The sequence below is a fragment of the Qipengyuania sp. genome, from assembly GCF_043423005.1.
Classification (GTDB): domain Bacteria; phylum Pseudomonadota; class Alphaproteobacteria; order Sphingomonadales; family Sphingomonadaceae; genus Qipengyuania.
Window position 1 is genome coordinate 17,764 of sequence record NZ_JBHWMI010000038.1, and the last position, 19,835, is coordinate 37,598.

Annotated in this window: 22 protein-coding genes and 1 other RNA gene; 17 read left to right on the top strand and 6 right to left on the bottom strand. The window is 66.6% G+C overall.

Annotated elements, in window-relative coordinates:
- Positions 1-66: 66 nt before the first annotated feature.
- From ACHFFA_RS06865 to ACHFFA_RS06880, 4 genes are all read left to right on the top strand, one after another.
- Positions 67-1,437 carry a peptidylprolyl isomerase gene (locus tag ACHFFA_RS06865; RefSeq protein ID WP_394270105.1) on the top strand — a complete coding sequence of 457 codons (1,371 nt, stop codon included), beginning with the start codon at positions 67-69 and terminating at the stop codon, positions 1,435-1,437.
- Complete coding sequence (gene pdxA / locus ACHFFA_RS06870; protein ID WP_394270126.1) at positions 1,434-2,453, top strand: 4-hydroxythreonine-4-phosphate dehydrogenase PdxA; 1,020 nt, start codon at positions 1,434-1,436, stop codon at positions 2,451-2,453. Before ACHFFA_RS06865 ends, pdxA begins: the two co-directional genes overlap by 4 nt.
- Before the next feature lie 83 nt (positions 2,454-2,536).
- Positions 2,537-3,370 carry a 16S rRNA (adenine(1518)-N(6)/adenine(1519)-N(6))-dimethyltransferase RsmA gene (rsmA, locus tag ACHFFA_RS06875; protein WP_394270106.1) on the top strand — a complete coding sequence of 278 codons (834 nt, stop codon included), beginning with the start codon at positions 2,537-2,539 and terminating at the stop codon, positions 3,368-3,370.
- Between the two features lie 55 nt (positions 3,371-3,425).
- On the top strand, positions 3,426-4,040 hold the full coding sequence (locus tag ACHFFA_RS06880; RefSeq protein WP_394270107.1) for a flavodoxin family protein: 615 nt from the start codon (positions 3,426-3,428) through the stop codon (positions 4,038-4,040).
- Here ACHFFA_RS06880 and ACHFFA_RS06885 read toward each other — a convergent pair.
- Positions 4,022-6,127: a malate synthase G gene (locus tag ACHFFA_RS06885; RefSeq protein WP_394270108.1), complete on the bottom strand. Its 2,106-nt coding sequence runs from the start codon at positions 6,125-6,127 to the stop codon at positions 4,022-4,024. The two genes, ACHFFA_RS06880 and ACHFFA_RS06885, sit on opposite strands and share 19 nt — an antisense overlap.
- Before the next feature lie 125 nt (positions 6,128-6,252).
- On the opposite strand from ACHFFA_RS06885, the gene ACHFFA_RS06890 reads away from it, so the two are divergent.
- The 5 genes from ACHFFA_RS06890 to ACHFFA_RS06910 all read left to right on the top strand — a co-directional run bounded on the left by ACHFFA_RS06890 (position 6,253) and on the right by ACHFFA_RS06910 (position 10,862).
- Positions 6,253-7,461 (top strand): hydrolase, encoded by a 1,209-nt coding sequence (locus tag ACHFFA_RS06890; RefSeq protein ID WP_394270109.1) that lies wholly within the window; start codon positions 6,253-6,255, stop codon positions 7,459-7,461.
- The gene (locus ACHFFA_RS06895) at positions 7,458-8,474 is read left to right on the top strand and encodes an arginine N-succinyltransferase (RefSeq protein WP_394270110.1); all 1,017 of its coding nucleotides are present in this window, start codon (positions 7,458-7,460) and stop codon (positions 8,472-8,474) included. The genes ACHFFA_RS06890 and ACHFFA_RS06895 overlap by 4 nt, the downstream gene beginning before the upstream one ends.
- Positions 8,471-9,721 carry an N-succinylarginine dihydrolase gene (locus ACHFFA_RS06900; RefSeq protein ID WP_394270111.1) on the top strand — a complete coding sequence of 417 codons (1,251 nt, stop codon included), beginning with the start codon at positions 8,471-8,473 and terminating at the stop codon, positions 9,719-9,721. Before ACHFFA_RS06895 ends, ACHFFA_RS06900 begins: the two co-directional genes overlap by 4 nt.
- An 83-nt stretch (positions 9,722-9,804) precedes the next feature.
- Positions 9,805-10,053: a hypothetical protein gene (locus tag ACHFFA_RS06905; protein WP_394270112.1), complete on the top strand. Its 249-nt coding sequence runs from the start codon at positions 9,805-9,807 to the stop codon at positions 10,051-10,053.
- Positions 10,054-10,070: 17 nt separating this feature from the next.
- On the top strand, positions 10,071-10,862 hold the full coding sequence (locus ACHFFA_RS06910; protein ID WP_394270113.1) for a hypothetical protein: 792 nt from the start codon (positions 10,071-10,073) through the stop codon (positions 10,860-10,862).
- Positions 10,863-10,945: 83 nt separating this feature from the next.
- Here ACHFFA_RS06910 and ssrA read toward each other — a convergent pair.
- Positions 10,946-11,293, bottom strand: a transfer-messenger RNA (tmRNA) gene (gene ssrA, locus ACHFFA_RS06915).
- A gap of 11 nt (positions 11,294-11,304) precedes the next feature.
- A complete protein-coding gene (mscL, locus tag ACHFFA_RS06920) occupies positions 11,305-11,763 on the bottom strand; it encodes a large conductance mechanosensitive channel protein MscL (protein ID WP_394270114.1) in 459 nt (152 codons plus the stop codon).
- 164 nt (positions 11,764-11,927) lie between these two features.
- On the opposite strand from mscL, the gene ACHFFA_RS06925 reads away from it, so the two are divergent.
- Genes ACHFFA_RS06925 through ACHFFA_RS06945 form a run of 5 tightly spaced genes read left to right on the top strand, consistent with a single transcriptional unit; the run spans position 11,928 to position 15,475 of the window.
- Positions 11,928-12,611 (top strand): LemA family protein, encoded by a 684-nt coding sequence (locus tag ACHFFA_RS06925; protein ID WP_394270115.1) that lies wholly within the window; start codon positions 11,928-11,930, stop codon positions 12,609-12,611.
- A 23-nt stretch (positions 12,612-12,634) separates the two neighbouring features.
- Positions 12,635-13,468 (top strand): TPM domain-containing protein, encoded by an 834-nt coding sequence (locus ACHFFA_RS06930; RefSeq protein WP_394270116.1) that lies wholly within the window; start codon positions 12,635-12,637, stop codon positions 13,466-13,468.
- Positions 13,468-14,142, top strand: a complete 675-nt coding sequence (locus ACHFFA_RS06935) for a TPM domain-containing protein (protein ID WP_394270117.1) — start codon at positions 13,468-13,470, stop codon at positions 14,140-14,142. The genes ACHFFA_RS06930 and ACHFFA_RS06935 overlap by 1 nt, the downstream gene beginning before the upstream one ends.
- 2 nt (positions 14,143-14,144) lie before the next feature.
- The gene (locus ACHFFA_RS06940) at positions 14,145-14,696 is read left to right on the top strand and encodes an NUDIX hydrolase (protein ID WP_394270118.1); all 552 of its coding nucleotides are present in this window, start codon (positions 14,145-14,147) and stop codon (positions 14,694-14,696) included.
- Entirely contained in the window at positions 14,693-15,475 is a 783-nt protein-coding gene (locus ACHFFA_RS06945; protein WP_394270119.1) for an SDR family oxidoreductase, read from the top strand. Before ACHFFA_RS06940 ends, ACHFFA_RS06945 begins: the two co-directional genes overlap by 4 nt.
- Positions 15,476-15,505: 30 nt before the next feature.
- On the opposite strand, the gene ACHFFA_RS06950 is transcribed toward ACHFFA_RS06945, so the two are convergent.
- On the bottom strand, positions 15,506-15,727 hold the full coding sequence (locus ACHFFA_RS06950; RefSeq protein ID WP_394270120.1) for a PspC domain-containing protein: 222 nt from the start codon (positions 15,725-15,727) through the stop codon (positions 15,506-15,508).
- A gap of 151 nt (positions 15,728-15,878) precedes the next feature.
- The gene (locus ACHFFA_RS06955) at positions 15,879-16,001 is read right to left on the bottom strand and encodes a recombination protein F (RefSeq protein ID WP_394270121.1); all 123 of its coding nucleotides are present in this window, start codon (positions 15,999-16,001) and stop codon (positions 15,879-15,881) included.
- Positions 16,002-16,225: 224 nt separating this feature from the next.
- Here ACHFFA_RS06955 and recF point away from each other — a divergent pair, with 224 nt between their 5' ends.
- Positions 16,226-17,305, top strand: a complete 1,080-nt coding sequence (gene recF / locus ACHFFA_RS06960) for a DNA replication/repair protein RecF (protein ID WP_394270122.1) — start codon at positions 16,226-16,228, stop codon at positions 17,303-17,305.
- Here the strand turns inward: recF and ACHFFA_RS06965 are convergent.
- Entirely contained in the window at positions 17,292-18,026 is a 735-nt protein-coding gene (locus ACHFFA_RS06965; protein ID WP_394270123.1) for an arylesterase, read from the bottom strand. The genes recF and ACHFFA_RS06965 overlap by 14 nt on opposite strands.
- A gap of 47 nt (positions 18,027-18,073) precedes the next feature.
- Between ACHFFA_RS06965 and ACHFFA_RS06970 the strand changes: the two genes are divergently transcribed.
- Together ACHFFA_RS06970 and ACHFFA_RS06975 are read left to right on the top strand one after the other, a co-directional pair.
- Complete coding sequence (locus ACHFFA_RS06970) at positions 18,074-18,766, top strand: ABC transporter ATP-binding protein (RefSeq protein WP_394270124.1); 693 nt, start codon at positions 18,074-18,076, stop codon at positions 18,764-18,766.
- Positions 18,763-19,835 (top strand): ABC transporter permease (locus tag ACHFFA_RS06975; RefSeq protein WP_394270125.1); only part of this gene is annotated, 1,073 nt, incomplete at its 3' end. The genes ACHFFA_RS06970 and ACHFFA_RS06975, both read left to right, overlap by 4 nt.

Sequence of the window (19,835 nt, forward strand, 5' to 3'; positions counted from 1 at the left end):
GATCCGGCGCTCCTTCCGGGCGCTGCAACTGGAACGGTACGCGTGAAAGCACATCTTTTTGCGAACATGATCGGTCTGACGAGTGCGATGGCGCTGGCCGCCGCCCCTGTCGCGGCCCAGGCACAGGCCCAGGCGCAGGCACAAGCACAGGGCACCGGCGGGGCGCAGGATGCCGCCGCCGCCGCGCAGGACAGCGGGCTGAACCTGCCCGAACGCGTCACCATGCTCAACAATCCCGATCCCAATGTCCGCCGGGCAACCGCCGTCGTCAACGGACAGGTCATTACCGGGACCGACCTTGAACAGCGGCTGGCGCTGTTGACCGCGGCCAGCGAACAGGAACTGAGCGGCGCCGAACTGCAGCAGGTCCGCGCGCAGGTCCTGCGCAACCTCATCGACGAGACGCTGCAGATCCAGGCGGCCGAGGCGGCGGACATCCGCATCGAACCGGCCGAGATCGAGCAGACCTATGCCCGGCTGGCGGCCCAGAATTTCGGCCAGCGGACCGATCAGATGGATCAGTATCTGTTGTCGGTCGGGTCCTCGCCCGCCTCGCTCAAGCGGCAGATCCACGGCGAACTCGCATGGCAGCGGCTGCTGCGCCAGAAAGTGGCGTTCTTCGTCAACGTCTCGGCCGAAGAGGTCAACGAACTGATGCAGCGGCTGAATGCCGCCAAGGGTTCGGACGAATACCGCTTCGGCGAAATCTTCCTTTCGTCCAACCCGGCGAACGAAGCCGCGGTCGAGGCGAATGCGGCCAAGATCATGGAGCAGCTGCGCCAGGGCGGCAGCTTCGTCGCCTATGCCCGCCAGTTCTCCGAAGCCTCCACCGCGGCGGTTGGCGGCGATCTTGGCTGGATCAAGCTGCCGCAGCTCAAGAACGCGCAGCTCGAAACGGTGGCGCAGGGGATGCAGCCGGGCCAGCTGGTCGGGCCGATCAAGATCCCGGGCGGCTATTCAATCCTCTATCTCATCGACAAGCGGCAGGTGCTGACCGCCGATCCGCGCGATGCGGTCCTCAGCCTCAAGCAGATCCAGGTCGGCTTCACCCCCGGCGCGACAGAGGCGCAGAACCGTGCGCGGCTGACCAGCTTTGCCGAAGGGGTGAAGGCAATCCGCGGCTGCGGCGATGCGGAAACCGCCGCCGCGGCGCTGGGCGCGACCGTGGTCACCAGCGATCAGGTCCGTGCCCGTTCTCTGCCCGAGCAGTTGCAGAACATCGTGCTCGGCCTGCAGATCGGCGAGACCACGCCGCCCTTCGGCTCGGTCGATGATGGCGTGCGCGTGCTGGTGCTGTGCGGACGGGACGATGCGCAGGCCGCCGAAGGCCCGAACTTCGACGAACTGATGGCGCAGCTCGAAGACGAACGGATCGGCAAGGCGGCCCAGCGCTATCTGCGCGACCTGCGTAACGACGCCTACATCGAGTACAACTGATCCCCGGCAGGCTGCCCCTTGCGGTATCGCTTGGCGATCCCGCGGGGATCGGCCCCGAACTGATCGGCGCGGCATGGGCGGCGCGTAGAGAGCGCGATGTACCCCCGTTCTTCGTGACCGGCGGTGCCAAAATCATTCGCCACGCCGCGGCCAGTCGCGGGCTGAACGTGCCGTTTCGTCCGGTCGAAAACCCGGACGACGCGGCGGCCTGCTATGACACCGCTCTTCCCGTGGTGGGCGGGATGGATGGCGAATGGTGCCCCGGCGAACCGGATACCACGGGCGCGGCGCTGGCGTTATCCTCGCTTGAAACCGCGACCGGGCTGGTCCGGGCGGGTGCCGCCGGCGGGCTGGTGACCGCCCCGGTGGCCAAGGCCCAGCTAGCCGCGATCGGCTTTCATTATCCGGGGCAGACCGAATACCTCGCCGCGGCCTGCGGCATCCCGCCAGGCGATGCGGTCATGATGCTTGCCGGGCCCAGCTTGCGCGCGGTCCCGCTGACGGTGCATTGCGCCCTTGCCGAGGTGCCGGGGCTGCTGTCGGTTGACCTGATCTGCCGCAAGGCGCGTATCGTGGCCGCGGCGCTCACCCGCGATCTTGGCCTTGCCGCGCCCCGCCTCGCGATCGCCGCGCTGAACCCGCATGGGGGCGAAGGCGGACGGTTCGGGGACGAGGAGGCGCGCATCATCGCACCGGCCGTCGCCAGCCTGAAGGAGAGCGGTCTCGACGTGACCGGCCCCCATCCCGGCGATGCGCTGTTTACCGCGCGCGCACGGCGAGGGTACGACGTGGCGCTGGCGATGTATCACGATCAGGCGCTGATCCCGCTCAAGGCGCTCGACTTCGACGAGGGGGTCAACGTCACGCTCGGCCTGCCGATCGTGCGCACCAGCCCCGATCACGGAACGGCGTTCGACATCGCCGGCAAGGGTGTTGCCGATCCCGGCGCGATGATCGCCGCGTTGCGGATGGCGGGCGAAATGGCAGGACAACGGCGGAGGCGGGCAGCCGCCTGACCCCCGCGCAGGGGCACTCTCATCGGGCGGGCCAACGCGAGACAGTTCTCGACGGGGCGGCAAACCTCGCAGATAGGGGCGCGATGAGCGCCGACCTGCCCCCTTTGCGCGAAACCATTGCCCGCCACGGACTCAGCGCGTCGAAAGCCTTGGGGCAGAACTTCCTGCTCGACGAGCAATTGCTTGCCCGCATTGCTGCCATTCCGGGCGATCTGACGGGCCGCGCCGTCCTCGAGGTCGGCCCCGGCCCGGGCGGGCTGACCCGCGCCCTGCTGCGCGCCGGCGCGCGGGTGACCGCGATCGAGATGGACCGCCGCTGCCTCCCCGCGCTCGGCGAGCTGGACGCCGCCTTCCCAGGGCAACTGCGTATCGTCGAAGGCGATGCGCTCAAGATCGACCATGCCGAACTGATGCACGGCGAACCCCACGCCGTCCTTTCCAACCTGCCCTATAACGTCGGCACGGCGCTGTTCGTGCGCTGGCTCGGCGGCGAGGCATGGCCGCCCTTGTGGACCAGCCTGACGCTGATGTTCCAGCAGGAGGTCGCCCAAAGGATCGTCGCCGCGCCGGGGACATCTGCTTACGGCCGCTTGGCAGTGCTGGCCCAGTGGCGCGCCCGGGCGCGGCTGGCGATGAAGGTCCACCGCAGCGCCTTCACCCCGCCGCCCAAGGTGATGAGCGCCATCGTGCACGTCGAACCCATAGAGATGCCCGAGGGTGTCTCGGCCCGAATGCTCGAACGCCTTACCGAAGCCGCCTTCGGCCAGCGCCGCAAGATGCTGCGTCAGAGCCTGAAAGGCGTGCCGGGCGCGCTCGAGGCGCTGGAGACGCTCGACATCGACCCTCAGCGCCGCGCGGAGACTCTTGGCGTTGAGGAGTTCGTCGCGTTGGCACGGGCGCTCACCCCGCCAGCCTGACCCGGATGAAACGATCGGCGCTGCTCGCGCATTCAGCAGCAAAGGAGAGACCTTCATGCCGGTCAAGGCCATAGCCCTAAACTGCTCACTCAAGAAATCATCCGGCGAGAAGAGTTCGACCGATGCGCTGCTTGCCGTGCTGGAGAAGAAGTTCGGTAAGCATGACGTGAGCGTCAGCGAGACACTGCGCATCGCGGACTACAATGTTCTGCCGGGCGTTAAATCGGACGAAGGCGAGGGCGATGACTGGCCAGGCTTGCGCAAGAAGATCCTCGCTCACGACATCCTGATTTTCGGCGGGCCGATCTGGATGGGGCAGATCGGATCGATCGCCAAACGCGTGCTCGAAAGGATGGACGCCTTCCTGTCCGAGACTGACGACCAGGGCCGTATGCCGAGCTATGGCAAGGTCGCAGTTGCCGCCATCGTCGGAAACGAGGACGGCGCGCACGGCAGCAGTGCCCAACTTTTTCAGGCGCTCAACGATGTCGGCTGGACGATTCCTGCGGTCGCTGCCTGCTATTGGGTGGGCGAGGCGATGGGCAGCACGGACTTCAAGGACTTGAAGGCGACGCCGAAAAAGGTCGACGAAACCGCCGCCATGGTCGCCGGCAACGCGGCCCACCTCGCCCGGTTGCTCAAGAAAAGCACTTATCCCGGCAGCGGGTGACCGCTTTTCGCCACCCTACGCCACTCGTGCAGCAGCGGCTCGGTATAGCCGCTTGGCTGTTCGGCGCCCTTGAAGATCAAATCCACTGCCGCACGGAAGGCGGGGCCGTCCTCGTTGGCGAGCAGCGGGCGATAGGACGCATCGCCCGCGTTCTGCGCGTCGACCTTGGCGGCCATGCGGTGCAGGCTGTCCATCACCTGCGCCTCTGAAATTACGCCGTGGAGCAGCCAGTTGGCGATGTGCTGTGAACTGATCCGCAAGGTCGCGCGGTCCTCCATCAGGCCGACATCGTTGATGTCCGGCACCTTGGAGCAGCCGACCCCGGCGTCGATCCAGCGCACCACATAGCCAAGCAGGCCCTGGCAATTGTTGTCGAGCTCCTCGCGGATCTCCTCGGCCGACCAGTTCACCCCGTTGGCGAGCGGAATGGCGAGAAGCTGGTCGAGCCCCGGCGCCTCGGGCAGTTCGGGCTGCACCGCGAAGACGTCGCAGCGGTGGTAATGAACCGCGTGCAGCGTGGCGGCGGTCGGGCTCGGCACCCAGGCGGTGTTGGCTCCGGCGTGCAGGTGGCCGATCTTCTGCGCCATCATGTCGGCCATCCGGTCGGGCGCGGCCCACATCCCCTTGCCGATCTGTGCCCTGCCCGAAAGCCCGTGCCTGAGCCCGACGGCGACATTGCGCGCCTCGTAGGCCTTGAGCCAGGCGGCGTCCTTCATCTCGCCCTTGCGCAGCATCGGCCCGGCCCGCATCGAGGTATGGATCTCGTCTCCGGTCCGGTCGAGAAAGCCGGTGTTGATGAAGACGATCCGGTCGCGCACGGCATGGATGCAAGCCGCCAGGTTGGCGCTGGTGCGCCGCTCCTCGTCCATCACGCCGACCTTGATCGTATGCCGCGGCAGGGAAAGCAGGTCCTCCACCGCGTCGAACAGGTCGTTGGTGAAGGCGCATTCCTCCGGCCCGTGCATCTTCGGTTTGACGATATAGATGCTGCCTGCCCGGCTGTTGCGATAGCGGCCGAGCCCGGCGAGATCGTGCGCGCCGATCGCGCTGGTGATGACGGCGTCCATGATGCCTTCGGGCACCTCGCCCCCGTGCCAGCGCATCGCCGGCGTCGTCATCAGGTGGCCGACATTGCGCACGAACAGCAGGCTGCGGCCGGGGAGCGCGTGCTCCGCCCCGTTCGCATCGGTGTAGTGCCGGTCCTCCGCCAGCCGGCGGGTCAGCGTCTGCCCGCCCTTGTCGAACCGCTCCTCCAGATCTCCGCGCATCACGCCGAGCCAGTTGCGATAGGCGGCAAGCTTGTCTTGCGCATCGACCGCGGCGACCGAATCCTCGCAGTCCGCGATGGTGGTCAGCGCGGCTTCGAGGACGATATCGCTGATCCCCGCGGCATCCGTCCGTCCGACCGGGCCGGCATCGAACTCAACCTCGATATGCAGGCCATTGTTGCGGAACAGCAGGCCCTTGTCCGTCTCGCCAAGGAACTGCGCGGGATCGGCGAGCGCAATGTCGCCCCGCCCGGCAACCTCCGCCCAGTTTCCCCGTGCCAGCGGCAGCGCCTCGTCGAGGAACGCGCGGCCCGCCGCGATCACCGCCGCGCCCCGGGCCTCGTCGTAGCCGCCCGGCCTCGCCGGCGGCGCATCAAGCACATCGGTCCCGTAGAAGGCATCGTAGAGGCTGCCCCAGCGCGCATTGGCGGCGTTGAGCAGGAAGCGCGCGTTAAGGATCGGCACGACCAGCTGCGGCCCCGCCATCGTCGCGATCTCGGGATCGACGTTCGCGGTACCGATGGTGAAGTCCCCCGGTTCGGGAACCAGATAGCCGATCCGCTCGAGGAACGCCCGATAGGCCGCCGCGTCATGGGGTTTGCCGGCGTTCTCGCCATGCCAGGCGTCTATCTGCGCCTGCAAATCGTCGCGCCTTGCCAAAAGCGCGCGATTACGCGGAACGAATGTGGCCAGTAGCCGGGCGAAGCCTTCCCAGAACCGGTCCGGCGCATGGCCGAGCGGGGCCAGCACCTCGTTCTCGACAAAAGCGGCCAGCGCCCGGTCAACTTCGATCCCGGCGCGCGAAACATGGTCTGTCATGGAAGTCCTTCGGGCAGAATTGCGGTTCATGGACCCGGGGAGGAGCGATTGCGGTATGAAGCGAGGCGGTGACGAAAGCAAGCGCCGGGGTGGACACGCGCCCGCGCCCGACTAAGGAAGCCCGCATGACGCCCGACCGCCAGACCGCCGCCGTCCTCGACCGGATCGATGCGCCGCGGATGCTGCGCGAAGTGGAAACATGGGCCGCGATCAATACCGGCACCGCCAACCTGGACGGGCTGTCGCGCATGGCCGCACTGCTGGCCGACGCCTTCGCCGCCCTGCCCGGCGAGATCGCCCTGGTAGAGCCGGCCCCCATCACCGCGATCGACTCCTCCGGGACCGAGGTGGACAAGCCGCACGGCCTGCACATGGTGTTGCGCGTCCGCCCCGAAGCATCGCGCCGGATCCTGCTCACCGGCCATATGGACACGGTCTTTCCTGCCGATCATCCGTTCCAGACCGTTCGCCGGGTGGACGAGGATACCATCAACGGACCCGGCACGGCCGACATGAAGGGCGGGCTCAACGTCATCCTCCATGCCTTGCTCGCGTTCGAGGACGGTTCGGGGGCGAGCGCGGTCGGCTATGACGTGCTCGTCAATTCGGACGAAGAGACCGGCAGCCTTGCCAGCCGCGCGCTGATTGCCGATCTGGCCAAGGGCAAGTTCGCAGCCCTGACCTACGAGCCGAGCGCCCTGCCCGATGGAACGCTGGCCCATGCCCGGGGAGGGACCGGCAATTATTCGATCACCCTGCGTGGACGCTCCGCCCATGCCGGGCGCAACCCGGGTGACGGGCGCAACGCCATCGTCGCGGCGAGCGATCTGGTGCTGCGGCTGAAGGCGCTGGAAGCCGAGGACATCACCATCAATCCCGCGCGGATCGAAGGCGGCAGCGCCAACAATGTCGTGCCCGATCTGGCCATTCTGCGCTTCAACATCCGCCCAAGAACCACCGCGGCGATGGACCGGTTCGATAACGAGCTCGACCGGCTGCTCTGTGCGATCGCGCAGGACCACGAAGTTCTCGCCAGCCGCCACGGCGGGGTGACGCGTCCGCCCAAGCCGGTCGATGCCGCCGCCCAGCGATTGTTCGACCTCGTTCGCGATTGCGGAGCGCGGCTGGGACAGCAGATCGGCTGGAAAGCGACCGGCGGGGTCTGCGATGGCAACAACATCGCCGCTACGGGCGTTCCGGTGGTCGATACGATGGGCGTGCGGGGCGGCGCCATCCATTCGCCCGACGAATTCATGATCGTGCCGAGCCTCAAGGAACGCGCGGCGCTGTCCGCGCTGGTGTTGCAGGAACTGGCGCAGGGAGATCGCCTGTGAGTTTCCGGATGCGCGCCGCCCGCGCCGACGACCTCGAGCATATGTACGAAATGGCCAAGTTGACGGGGGGCGGCTTTACCAATCTTCCCGCCGACCGCGCAGCGCTTCAGGGCAAGCTTGAGCGGACCGAAGCCGCGTTTGCGCGCACGGCCGACGATCTGGGCGATGAACAGTTCGTCCTGATGCTGGAAAACACCGAGACCGGGCAGGTCCGCGGCACCTGCCAGCTGATGAGCCAGGTGGGGATGCGCTGGCCGTTCTACTCCTACCGCCTCAATACCCTGACTCAGCACAGCGAAATGCTGGGCCGCACCGTGCGGGCGGAACTGCTCAGCCTGGTCACCGATCTTGAAGGGTCGAGCGAAGTGGGCGGGCTGTTCCTGCACCCGGGCGAACGGGCCGGCGGGCTCGGTATGCTGCTCGCGCGCAGCCGCTACCTGTTCATCGCCATGCACCGGGCGCGCTTTGCCGACCGCATTCTTGCCGAGCTGCGCGGCATCATCGACGATCGCGGCGGTTCGCCCTTCTGGGACGGGGTGGCGGGGCGCTTCTTCGGAATGACCTTCCAGGAAGCGGATACTTTCAACGCGCTCCACGGTAACCAGTTCATCGCCGACCTGATGCCCAAGCATCCGGTCTATGTCGCCATGCTCGACGCCGAGGCGAAGAAGGTCATCGGGCTTCCCCACCCGACCGGGCGGGCGGCGATGCGGATGCTGGAAAGCGAAGGCTTCGCCTACGATTGCTACGTCGATATCTTCGACGGCGGCCCGACCATGATCGCGCGCACCGATGCCGTACGCAGCGTCCGCGAAGCCATGAATGCGCGCATTTCCGCACGGGATCTGGACCATGGCGAAGCGGCCCTGATCGCCGCCGGACGGCTGGGGAGCTTTCGCTGCGCCTATGGCATGCGCGAACGGCTGGAAGACGGCAGCCTCGCGATCGATGCCCACTGCGCCCGGGTGCTCGACCTGCATGAAGGAGACGAGGTCTGGAGCGTGGCCCGGTGAGCCTGCGCGAAATCAATTTCGACGGCATTGTCGGGCCGAGCCACAATTATGCCGGCCTCAGCCTCGGCAATATCGCCAGCGCCAGCCACAAGGGCGAGCCATCCTACCCCCGCGCCGCAGCGTTGCAGGGGCTCGCCAAGATGCGCGGCAATATGGCACTTGGCCTTGCGCAAGGCTTCCTCTTGCCGCTGCCCCGGCCCAATACCGCGCTGGGCGACCATCTCGGGCTCGATGACAGCGCCCCGGCCCAGCTGCGGGCTGCCCTCTGGTCCGCTTCGAGCATGTGGACCGCCAATGCTGCCACCGTCAGCCCTGCACCCGATACCGCCGATGGCCGCTGTCACCTGACGCCGGCAAATCTGGTGACGATGCTGCACCGGGCCCAGGAATGGCGCGATACCAAGGCGCAGCTTGATCTCGCCTTTGCCGATACGGCGCATTTCGCCGTGCACGATGCCATCCCGCCGAGCTTCGGAGACGAAGGCGCCGCCAATCACATGCGTTTTTGCGAGAGCCACGATGCGCCGGGGGTCGAGGTGTTCGTCTATGGCCGTCCCGGCGGACCGTTTCCGGCCCGCCAGCATGAACAGGCGAGCCGTGCGGTGGCGCGCCTGCACCAGCTAAACCCGCAGCGCTGCGTCTTCATCGAGCAGAACCCCGAAGCGATCGCCGCCGGCGCGTTTCACAACGATGTCGTCGCGGTCGCGAACGAGCGCGTGCTGTTCGCCCACCAGCGCGCCTTTGCCGATCAGCCGGCCGCCTACGAGGCGATCCGCCGCGCTTTCCCCGCGCTCGAGGTGATCGAAGTGCCGGAAGAGGCGGTCAGCCTCGAAGAGGCGATCCGAACCTATCTCTTCAATGGGCAGCTTGTGACCCTTCCGGGCAGCGAAATGGCCTTGGTGGTCCCGTCAGAGTGCCGCGACAGTCCTTCGGTATGGCAATTTTGCGAACGGATGGCGGCCGGCAATGGTCCGATCAGGCGGATCGTCCCGGTCGATGTGCGGCAGTCGATGGCGAACGGCGGCGGGCCGGCCTGCCTGCGCCTGCGGGTGGTCGCCGATCCGGCGCATGTCGACCCCCGTTTTCTGCTCGACGAGAAACGGGCCACGCTGATCGAGAGGGTCGTCAGCGAAACCTGGCCGGAGAGGATCGACCCGTCCGATCTCGGGACAGCCGCTCTGGCCGACAAGGTTAACGCGGCACGCCTCGCCCTCCTGTCCGTTCTGTCATTGAACGAACTTGCCTGACGATGGCGATGGTTAACGCGCTGGACATGCCTCTGCGCCGCCCCATAGGTCTTTGGGTAATGATTTGAGGAGAGCGGGCGCCGATGTGGGCCAGGGTGAAAAGGCTGTTCGTGATCAAGACGCGCTTCGAGGCGTTCCTGATCATCTACGCCCTCGCCCTCGGCGCGATGACCCGTGGGGCGCACTACACGGTGCAGTACCCCGGCGTCGGCGGTTACCTGCTGATGGCCGCGACCGCCGGGGCGGTCTTTCTCGGCGGGGCGAAAATCCTCGATGCCCTGCGCTACGAACGGGCATTGCAAAGCGAAGATAGCGACGCGCATAATGCCTGAAGACAACGGGGGGCCTTATGAAAAGAGGCCACAAGATAACGCCCGATAAACCGCCCCGAACCTCGCCGATCTCGGCCTACTGGCGCGAGGGTAACATCCCTACGGTCGATACCCGACGCATCGGTTCGCCTGGTGGCAGGATATGGTCCTTCCTCGTCTTGTGGCTTGTCGCGGGCGTTCTTGTATTGTTGTTCTATGTCAGCCTGCGCATCGGACGGGATAGCGAACTCGAGATCTGGTTTCGCCAATTCGTCGATCTCAATGGCGAGGGCAATCTGCCGGCATGGTACAGTTCGGCCCTCTGGTTGATCGGCGCCTACCATTGCCAGCAAGCGGGGCGGCTCACGAAGAAGCTTGGGGCGCGCCATCAACAGCTCGGTTGGTTCGTGGTCGCGGCTGGGTGTATTCTTCTGTCGCTCGACGAGGCCGCATCGCTTCACGAAACGATCGGAAGCCTTATTGACCGCCACGCCGGCAACCCAGACGGGTATGCACCTGTTTATACCTGGGTAAAGGTCGCCGCTATCGCAGTCTTGGTGGCCCTCACTGCGCTTCTGCCCTTTCTGGTGTCGCTGCCGCGTTCAACAGCTCTCGGTCTTATGGCAGCGGGCGCGATCTTCCTCGCCGGGGCGATGGGAATGGAGACGCTCGGCTCCCTCGTCGAATTCGGGAGCCTTGGCAGCTGGCCTCTTGATCTCAACTGGAACCGCGCCTTCGTGATCGAGGAATTTCTCGAAATGAGCGGTGTTATCCTGCTGTCCGCGACTGTCCGGCATCATATGAGCAGTTTGCCTACGCGAAAGACGTAGAAATGATCGCCGAAGCGTTGGCTGCCACGGGGCAGATATCGCGAAAGGTGAGGGTTTCTGTTGCTAGCTACCCTCGGAGCCCCGGTATCCGCTTCTGTTGCCCGGTGGGTCCAACCGCGCTTTAGCTTTGTAACGTCAGGGCGTTAGCCCCTCATGTTACGCAGCGAGAGCGAGTGCTTCGTTGTCGTTGGCACTTGTGTGTTTTGAACAGTTTTACGGGGTACTCAGCCCGGGCAAAAACAGCGTCTTTCAACACACGTCGATCCTAGTTCGGCCCCGTCATCATACGCGGTTCGATCCGCGGATGGTGGTGGAGCCGCCGGGTACTGCCCCCGGGTCCGTTGTGCCTATTGCACGCCGCCATTTATCGCCATAGCCAGCCTTGCGACCGGCCCCGCCAATATAGCGGGGCCGGCGGCAATGTGAAGGGGTTGCGAAAGGCTCAGCCCATCGGCCCGTTGCGCGGCATCCCCGGCGCGCCCGCTTTCAACGCATCGCGAATTTCGGTCAGCAGTTCGATCTCGGTCGGGCCGTCGGCCGCCTTGGCGCCGAGAACTCGCTCTTCCAGCCGCTTTGCATAGCGCACCAGGAGGAAGATGATGAACGCGAGGATCAGGAAGTTGATGATGGTGGTGATGAAGGCGCCGTAGCCGATCATCGCGGCCCCCGCCGCCTTGAGCGCGGCATAATCATCGAGCGAGCCGCGATAGCCGTCGGGCGTGCTCAAAAGCCAGAAATAATTCGAGAAATCCGCCCCGCCGAAGATTGCACCGATGATCGGCATGATGATATCGTCGGTGAGCGAGGCGACGATCGTGCCGAACGCTGCGGCGATGATCACGGCGACCGCCAGATCGAGCACGTTGCCCTTGGCGATGAAATCCCGGAAATCCTTCATCATGACGTCGTTCCTTTCGCGCGGTTTGCGACCCGCACAGGGTGTCACTGCGGCTTGACTGCGGCAAGCCCGTGCCCGAAACCTTGCACCGCCAGGTCACCGTGCTATGTTGGTAAAACAGTAGCGTCGCGTGACGACGAACATGACGAACAAGGGGTATTGCGCGAATGAAACGACTGATCGCCTTCCGAACCGCGGTCGTGGCCGCTGCGGCAATCGCTCTTTCGGCGTGCGGGCTTAATTCCGTGCCGGCTGCCGAAGAAGTGGCCAAGGCCAAGTGGGGCGATGTCGAGGCGGCGTTCCAGGAACGTGCCAACCTGATCCCCAACCTCGAACAGATCACCATGTCCTCTGCCGAGCAGGAGCGGGCGACGCTGAACGAAGTCATCAGCGCCCGCGCCTCGGCCACCCGGCCGGAAATCCGCCTCGATGGCGACGACCTGACCGATCCTGCACGGATGCAGCAATATCAGGAAGCGCAGAACACGCTCGGCGGCGCACTCAGCCGGCTGATGGTGTCGGTCGAGCGGTATCCGGAGCTGCGCAGCCAGGAGAATTTCGGCCGCTTCATGACCCAGATCGAGGGACAGGAAAACCGCATCCGCGTCGCCATCCGCGACTACAACGAGGCGGTCCGGCAGTACAACACCACGATCCGAACCTTCCCGGATTCGATCGGCGCGAACATCATTCACGGAGCCGAGCCGATGGTTCCTTATCAGGCCGCGACCGCCGGGGCCGAAGTCGCTCCGCAGCTCGACATGCGCAGCAGCACGAACCGGGTCCCGGCAGCAGGCGTGAACGACAACACCGCCGCAACGCCTGCCGCCCCCGCCGCGGCTGCAAACTGATCGCGCGGAGGGGCGCCGCCTCGATGCGTTTCGTGCTGCGCCTTTTTCTAGCGCTGGCGGCGGTGTCTGGCCTTGCCCAGCCCGCCGCCGCCCAGACCTTTCCCGAGCGGGGCACCGCGCCGGTCGTCGATGCAGCGAACATCATCGACGAGGCGACCGAAGCCCGGCTGACGACCAAGCTCGACGAGTTCGAGGAGCGCAGCCAGCGCCAGTTCGTCATCGCCACCGTCCCGAGCCTCGAAGGCTATGACATCGCCGATTACGGCTATCGGCTCGGCCGGGCGTGGGGTCTGGGCGATACGGAAAACGACGACGGCATCATCCTGCTCGTCGCCCCGAATGAACGGCGCATGCGGGTCGAGGTCGGCTACGGGCTCGAAGGCATCATCCCCGACGGTCTCGCGTTCGAATACGTCGAGGGCATGAAGCCCTATTTCCGCAACAACGACTATTCCGGCGGCATCGAATGGGGTGCCGACCAGATCATCCGCCAGCTCGAACTGCCCCCCGAAGAAGCCGCGCAGGTGGCCCAGCAAGCCTCGCAGCCCGAGGCCGGGGACAGCGGCTTTCCCATCGGCGCCCTCGTATGGATTGCCTTCGTCTTCTTCTTTTTCGTCCTGCCGATGATGCGCGGCGGGCGCCGGCGGCGCTATCGCGGGCGCAACGGTCCGTGGGGCAATGCGGCGCGGGACATCATCCTGTGGGAGGCCGGGAAGGCGATTGCCCGCGGGTTCGATGACAATGACGGCGGCGGGTTCGGCGGCTTCGGTGGCGGCGGCTTCGGTGGCGGTGGCTTCGGCGGCTTCAGCGGCGGCGGCGGGAGCTTTGGCGGCGGCGGGGCATCGGGGGGCTGGTGATGCGCTATCTGACGGACGAACAGCACATCGCCGTGTCCTCGGCGGTGGAAGAGGCGGAAGGGCAAACCAGCGGCGAGATCGTCACCGTTCTGGCCGACCGCTCCGACGGTTACAGCGACGTCGTGCTTATCGGATCGATCGCGATTTCCTTCACGGTGATGAGCGTGCTGGCGATGTTTCCGGCCGCGCTGGACGACCTGTGGCATTCGGTCTGGGGCGGTTGGGGCGATGCCCTGTCGGCCGGGTGGCTGATCACCCTCACGCTGGTCGCGGGCCTGCTCGCACTGATCCTGAGCTGGGCGCTTTTTTCCTACGATCCCGTCCGGTTCGCGCTGATCCCCGGGCCGATCAAGTCAGCCCGCTCGCGCGAGGCGGCGATCCGGCACTTCCGCGTCGGTGCAGAGCGCCGGACCCACGGTCGCACCGGGGTGCTGCTGTATCTCTCGATGCGCGAACACCGCGCCGAAATCGTCGCCGACGAATCCATCGCCAGCCGCATCCCGGCCGAGGTATGGGGCGAGGCGATGGCCGACATGCTGGCTGGCATCCGTGCAGGACAGCTGGCGGAAGGGCTCGCCGCGGGAATCCGCGACGTCGGCGTGGTGCTGGCACAGCAGTTTCCGCGCGACGAGCACGATACCAACGAGCTGCCTGACCGGATCATCGAGGTCTGACGATGCCCGGCGATCCGCCCGCCTTGCCCGAAGAGGTCGTCTGGCAGGGCCGGTTCATCACCGCCAAGGTTCGCGGACAATGGGAATATGTCGGCCGCGCCCGCGGTATTCGGGCGGCGGTCATCCTGGCAGTCGACGAAACCGGCCACGTGCTTCTGGTGGAACAGTACCGCGTACCGCTGGGCCGCAGGTGCCTCGAACTTCCCGCGGGCCTGATCGGCGACGATGATGGCGGCGCAAACGAGGACCCGCTTGCCGCGGCCGGGCGCGAACTGGAAGAGGAAACGGGCTATCGCGCCGACACCCTCGAAAACCTGGGCGAGTTCTATTCCTCGCCCGGCATGGTCAGCGAGAGCTTCACCCTGGTGCGCGCCACCGGGCTTCGCCGCACCGGTGACGGCGGCGGCATCGCCGGGGAGGACATCACCGTCCACCGCATCGCGCGCGGCGACCTGCCGCGCTTCGTGGAAGAACGCCGCCAGGCGGGTTGCGGGATCGACGTGCGATTGCTGATACTGCTGGGCGCAGGAATGATTGCAGGAGACGGCAAATGAGCGGTCGGGTTGCGGGCAAGCTGGCCCTTGTCACCGGGGCGGCGCAGGGTCTGGGGGCGGCACACGCTGCCCTGCTCGCCCGCGAAGGGGCGCGGGTGCTGTGCACCGACATCGATGGCGCCGGTGCCGAGGCGACGGCGGCCAAGATCGTCCTCGAATGCGGGGCGGGCCATGCGATCGGCGTGGCGCATGACGTGACCGATCCCGAAGCCTGGGCACGGGTGATTGATGTCGCGAGCGAGGAACTTGGCGGGCTCAACGTGCTGGTCAACAATGCCGGGATCGGCGTCGCCGGAAACATCGAGACCTGCACCTATGCCGACTGGCAACGCTGCTTTGCGGTCAACGTCGATTCGGTGTTCCATGGATGCCGTGCGGCCCTGCCGCTGATGCGCGAGAGTGCGCCCGGATCGATCATCAACATTTCCAGCATCGCGGGGCTCATCGCCAGCGATACCATGCCGGCGTACAATTCGTCCAAGGCGGCGGTTTGGATGCTGACCAAGTCGGTCGCGTTGCACTGCGCCAAACAGGGCATGGATATCCGCTGCAATTCCATCCATCCGACCTTCGTCGACACCCCGATCCTTGACGGGACCGCACGTCACCACGGGATCGATCGCGAAGTCCTGATGGAAAAGCTCGCCCGGCAGATCCCCTTGAAGAAGGTCGGCGAGCCGGACGATATCGCCAATGCGGTGCTTTATCTCGCCAGCGACGAGAGCAAGTTCATGACCGGGGCGGAGCTCAAGCTCGACGGCGGGATATCGGCCATGTGAAAAGGCGGGCGGGACGCCTTGCCCCGCCCCTCAATCGGCCAGCAGCCAGATCGCCAGGTAGATCAGCAGAAAGCTGCCGAAGCCGATCAGCGTGCCGAGGACGAAAACGACCCGCAGCATCGTCACGTCGAGCCCGAAATGCCGGCCCAGCCCGGCGCAGACGCCGCCGATCTTGCCATTGACCTTGTCCAGCCGGAAGCCGGTGCGGGCCGTTGGGGGCCGAGATTTATCGCGAAAGCGCAGGTCGTTCATGCCAGCACTCCATTGGGCGAGGCGGGGATGATGGCCGAGGCCATGATCACGGCGGAAACACCGAACGAGAAGGCGATGGCAGCGAGGCGGGCTCCCATATTGCCGAACCTGAACATTGAAACCATCCTTTCGAGGTGCAGAGCGAACCTGCTCAGGCGATCAGACCGGCCGGGCTGGCGGGGATAATCGCGGTGGCGAGGAACACGGCCGAAACGGTGATGGCGAAGATCGCGGCAAGGGCCTTGCTGGCGAAAAAGTCGTTGGTCTTGAACATCATATGATCCCTTCGTGGTTGCGTCCGTATCGTGAATGAGGCGGACACGAAGGTATCAGCAAGCAGCGTGCCAAATCCGCGATTGCATGCTTTACGGATGGTGAACCTGAGGCCCGCACATGCCCGCTGTTCATCCAGGCTAAAGATTGGCGAAAAATCCCAAACTTTCAGCGCAGCCTTTCGACTGGTTTGCCAGGCGCAAGGTCGCTAGGCCCAAGCGGCCCATGCTCGACCGCATCACGATCAGCACATTTCGCAATCATGCGGAGAGCGTTCTCGAAGGTGCGGGCCGATTCAACGTGCTGGTCGGCGAAAACGGTGCGGGCAAGACCAACGTCCTCGAAGCCCTGTCGATGCTGGCACCGGGCCGCGGCCTGCGGCGCGCCACGCTGGGCGAAATGGCGGCGCGCAGCGGGGGCGGCGGCTTTGCGATAGGCGCCGATCTCGCCTCTGCCGGTGGTCTTGCGGCGAGGATCGGCACCTTCGTCGAACCACCGAGCCTCGGCCGACGGCGGGTGCGGATCAATGGCGCCGAGGGATCGGCGGCGGAACTGGGCGAGTGGCTGGCGGTCACCTGGCTGACCCCGGCGATGGACGGGCTGTTCACCGGCCCCGCCGCGGACCGCCGCCGGTTTCTCGACCGCATGGCGCTGGCCCTCGATCCGCGGCATGCGTTTCACGCCGGGCGGTACGAAGCGGCCTTGCGCGAACGCAATCGGCTGCTTGCGGCGGACCGCCTCCCCGACCCCTTGTGGCTGGACGGCATCGAGGCGCAGATGGCCGAGCATGGCGGGGCGCTGATGCGCGGGCGTGCGCTGCTCGTCGATACGCTGATGGCTGCGATTGCCGCCATGCCCGCCGAGCCCTTCGCCCGCCCGGCCCTGACCTGGATTGCCGGCGGCCCCGATCATGGCGAGGGACTGGCGCAGGCGCTTCACGACAATCGCACCCGCGATCGCGCCGCTCAGCGCACCCTTGCCGGGCCGCACCGCGACGAATTGCAGGTGATCCACGCCGCCAAGCGGCTGCCCGCCGCCCAGAGTTCGACCGGCGAGCAGAAGGCGATGTTGGTGGCGATCGTGCTGGCCCATGCCGGGCTTGCCGCGCGCGGCCGGCCGGGGGTGCTGCTGCTCGACGAAATCGCCGCCCATCTCGATCCGGTGCGCCGGGCCGCCCTGTTCGATCAGCTTGGCCAGAGCGGTGCTCAGGTGTGGATGACGGGAACCGAAGCTGCCCCCTTCGCCAGCATTCTTGACGATGCCACCCATTGGACCATCGCCGGCGGCGCAGTCATTCCTCGCTAGCGACGGGCGGCAGGGCGGCCTCGACCTCGTCGACCGTATCGCCGACCAGCGCCGCGATCCCTTCGCGCGTCGGATGAATGCGATCGTCCTGGAACAGGCCAGGGTTGCGGTAGATGCTCTCGAGCCAGAACGGAACCAGCGCGACGTCATACTTTTCCGCCATCTCGGCATAGATGGCATCGAAGGCCCGCTGGTATTCCGGCCCGTAATTGGGCGGCGCGCGCATGCCCATCAGCAGCACCGGGATACCGCGCCCGGTCAGTTCGCCGAGCATGGCATCGAAATTGGCGCGCGTCTCTTCCGGCGCGAGGCCACGCAGCATATCGTTTCCGCCAAGCTCGAGAAGCACCAGATCGGTCGCATTTTCCTGCCCGTCGAGAACGAAGGCGAGCCGTTGCCGCCCCGCCCCGCTGGTTTCTCCCGAAACCGCGGCGTTGCTGATTACCGCGTTGATGCCGCGCTGGCGCAGCGCATCCTCAAGCAAAGCGGGATAGCTGTTTTCGACCCCGATGCCGTAGCCTGCGAACAGGCTGTCGCCAAAGGCCAGGATCCTGCGCGCCGGGCCGGAAACCTCTTGCCTGTCTGCCGGTGCCGGCGTCGGGGCGCCGGCGGCCGGCTGGGTCGAAGCCTCGTCCATTACCGGCGTATCCGCCTCGGCCCCGCAACCCGCCACCGCGAGCGCCAGTGCCGCCGCCGTCATCGACCAAACCCGCTTGTTCATCGGCAGCCTTCCTTGTCGCTCGAACCGGGCTGTGCCATCGCAAAGGTGTGAACAACTCTCAAGATGCGATCTCGGCCCAGGACCTCAGGCTGACGCTGGGATCGGGCGCCGCACCCGTCGACATCCTCAAGGGCATCGACCTGACCATCGCCACCGGCGAAACCGTCGCCCTGCTCGGCCCCTCGGGTTCGGGCAAGAGCTCGCTGATGGCGGTGCTGTCCGGGCTGGAGCGCGCTTCGTCGGGCACGCTACGGGTCGCGGGCGAGGATTTCGCCGCGCTCGACGAAGATGCGCTTGCCCATGCCCGCCGGGGGCGGATCGGCATCGTGCTCCAGGCCTTCCACCTGCTGCCAACGATGACCGCGCTGGAAAATGTCGCCACCCCGCTGGAACTCGCCGGCGCATCCGACGCCCGCCAGCGGGCGGAAGAGGAACTCCACGCAGTCGGCCTGGGGCATCGCCTTTCGCATTACCCGCAACAGCTGTCGGGCGGCGAGCAGCAGCGCGTCGCCATCGCCCGTGCCATCGCCCCGCGTCCGGCGCTCATCTTTGCCGACGAGCCGACCGGCAACCTCGACGCTGCGACGGGGCACGAAATCGTCCGCCTGCTGTTCGATCGCCGGGCGCAGACCGGGGCGACCCTGCTGGTCATCACTCACGATCCCGAACTCGCCGCGCATTGCGACCGCGTGCTGACGCTGGCGGACGGCCGCATCGCCAGCGATACGGCCCGCGCATGAGCCGGCTATCCGGGGCCGATGCCTGGCGTATCGCCCGGCGCGACCTCAATGCCCGCTTCCGCGGCTTGCGGCTGCTGCTGGTATGCCTGTTCCTCGGCACCGCCGCGCTTGCCGCGATCGGCACGCTGACCGCGGCGATCGAGCGCGAGCTTGCCTCCAACGGCCGCGAATACCTCGGCGGCGATCTGCAGATCGAGGTCTGGCAGCGCCCGCTGAGCGGAGAGGAGCGCGGGGCGCTTGCCGAACTCGGCAGGGTGTCGGGCGGAACGCGCATGCAGGCCATGGCCCGCCTGGGGGACAATGCCGCGCCGATCGAGCTGAAGGCGGTCGACGCGCGCTATCCCCTTTATGGTGCCCTGACGCTGACCGATGGCCGAACGGTCGGTCCACCCGGCATGGGCGAGGCGTATCTCAGCCCCGATGCCGCCGCCCGTCTGGGCGCAGAGCCCGGCAGCCGGATCGCGATCGGCACCGCCAGCGTGCGGGTCGCCGGCCTGATCGGCAGCGAGCCCGACCGGCTCGGCGAGGGCTTCCAGCTGGGCCCGACGGTGATCGTGGGCGAAGACCTGCCCCGGCGCGCCGGTCTTCTCGCGCCGGGCGCGATGTATCAGACCAAGACGCGGGTGCGGTTGGACGCCCCCCGCGATCTCGAGCAGACGCAGGAAGCACTGGAGGCGCGGTTCCCCAATGGCGGGTTCGACATCGATACCGCCGAACGGGCCGCGCCGGGCACCGAACGCTTCATCGGCCGCATGAGCGAGTTCCTGACCCTCGTCGGGCTCGCCGCGCTGGTCATTGCCGGCATCGGGATCGGCGGCGGCGTCACCAGCTATCTCGACGGCCGGCGTCAGAGCATCGCGACGCTCAAGACCCTTGGCGCGACCAGTGCCGACATCTCGCGGATCTATGCACTGCAGATCGCCGCCGCCGCGGCGCTGGGAAGCGCTGCGGGTCTTGTCGCCGGGCTGCTGACGGTCCCGCTGCTGGGCCGCGCGCTAGAGGGCTTGCTGCCGGTGCGCGCCGGGCTGGTCTTCGATCCCGGCGCGCTGGCGCTGGCGGCGGCCTACAT

Excerpts from the sequence above, each read along its gene's own strand:
- ACHFFA_RS06885 (WP_394270108.1), bottom strand. The coding sequence starts at position 6,127 with ATGACAGACCATGTTTCGCGCGCCGGGATCGAAGTTGACCGGGCGCTG.
- mscL (WP_394270114.1), bottom strand. The coding sequence starts at position 11,763 with ATGATGAAGGATTTCCGGGATTTCATCGCCAAGGGCAACGTGCTCGAT.
- ACHFFA_RS06925 (WP_394270115.1), top strand. The coding sequence starts at position 11,928 with ATGAAACGACTGATCGCCTTCCGAACCGCGGTCGTGGCCGCTGCGGCA.
- ACHFFA_RS06965 (WP_394270123.1), bottom strand. The coding sequence starts at position 18,026 with ATGAACAAGCGGGTTTGGTCGATGACGGCGGCGGCACTGGCGCTCGCG.
- ACHFFA_RS06910 (WP_394270113.1), top strand. The coding sequence starts at position 10,071 with ATGAAAAGAGGCCACAAGATAACGCCCGATAAACCGCCCCGAACCTCG.
- ACHFFA_RS06945 (WP_394270119.1), top strand. The coding sequence starts at position 14,693 with ATGAGCGGTCGGGTTGCGGGCAAGCTGGCCCTTGTCACCGGGGCGGCG.
- recF (WP_394270122.1), top strand. The coding sequence starts at position 16,226 with ATGCTCGACCGCATCACGATCAGCACATTTCGCAATCATGCGGAGAGC.
- rsmA (WP_394270106.1), top strand. The coding sequence starts at position 2,537 with ATGAGCGCCGACCTGCCCCCTTTGCGCGAAACCATTGCCCGCCACGGA.
- ACHFFA_RS06930 (WP_394270116.1), top strand. The coding sequence starts at position 12,635 with ATGCGTTTCGTGCTGCGCCTTTTTCTAGCGCTGGCGGCGGTGTCTGGC.
- ACHFFA_RS06955 (WP_394270121.1), bottom strand. The coding sequence starts at position 16,001 with ATGTTCAAGACCAACGACTTTTTCGCCAGCAAGGCCCTTGCCGCGATC.
- ACHFFA_RS06880 (WP_394270107.1), top strand. The coding sequence starts at position 3,426 with ATGCCGGTCAAGGCCATAGCCCTAAACTGCTCACTCAAGAAATCATCC.
- ACHFFA_RS06905 (WP_394270112.1), top strand. The coding sequence starts at position 9,805 with ATGTGGGCCAGGGTGAAAAGGCTGTTCGTGATCAAGACGCGCTTCGAG.
- ACHFFA_RS06940 (WP_394270118.1), top strand. The coding sequence starts at position 14,145 with ATGCCCGGCGATCCGCCCGCCTTGCCCGAAGAGGTCGTCTGGCAGGGC.
- ACHFFA_RS06935 (WP_394270117.1), top strand. The coding sequence starts at position 13,468 with ATGCGCTATCTGACGGACGAACAGCACATCGCCGTGTCCTCGGCGGTG.
- ACHFFA_RS06890 (WP_394270109.1), top strand. The coding sequence starts at position 6,253 with ATGACGCCCGACCGCCAGACCGCCGCCGTCCTCGACCGGATCGATGCG.
- ACHFFA_RS06950 (WP_394270120.1), bottom strand. The coding sequence starts at position 15,727 with ATGAACGACCTGCGCTTTCGCGATAAATCTCGGCCCCCAACGGCCCGC.
- ACHFFA_RS06865 (WP_394270105.1), top strand. The coding sequence starts at position 67 with ATGATCGGTCTGACGAGTGCGATGGCGCTGGCCGCCGCCCCTGTCGCG.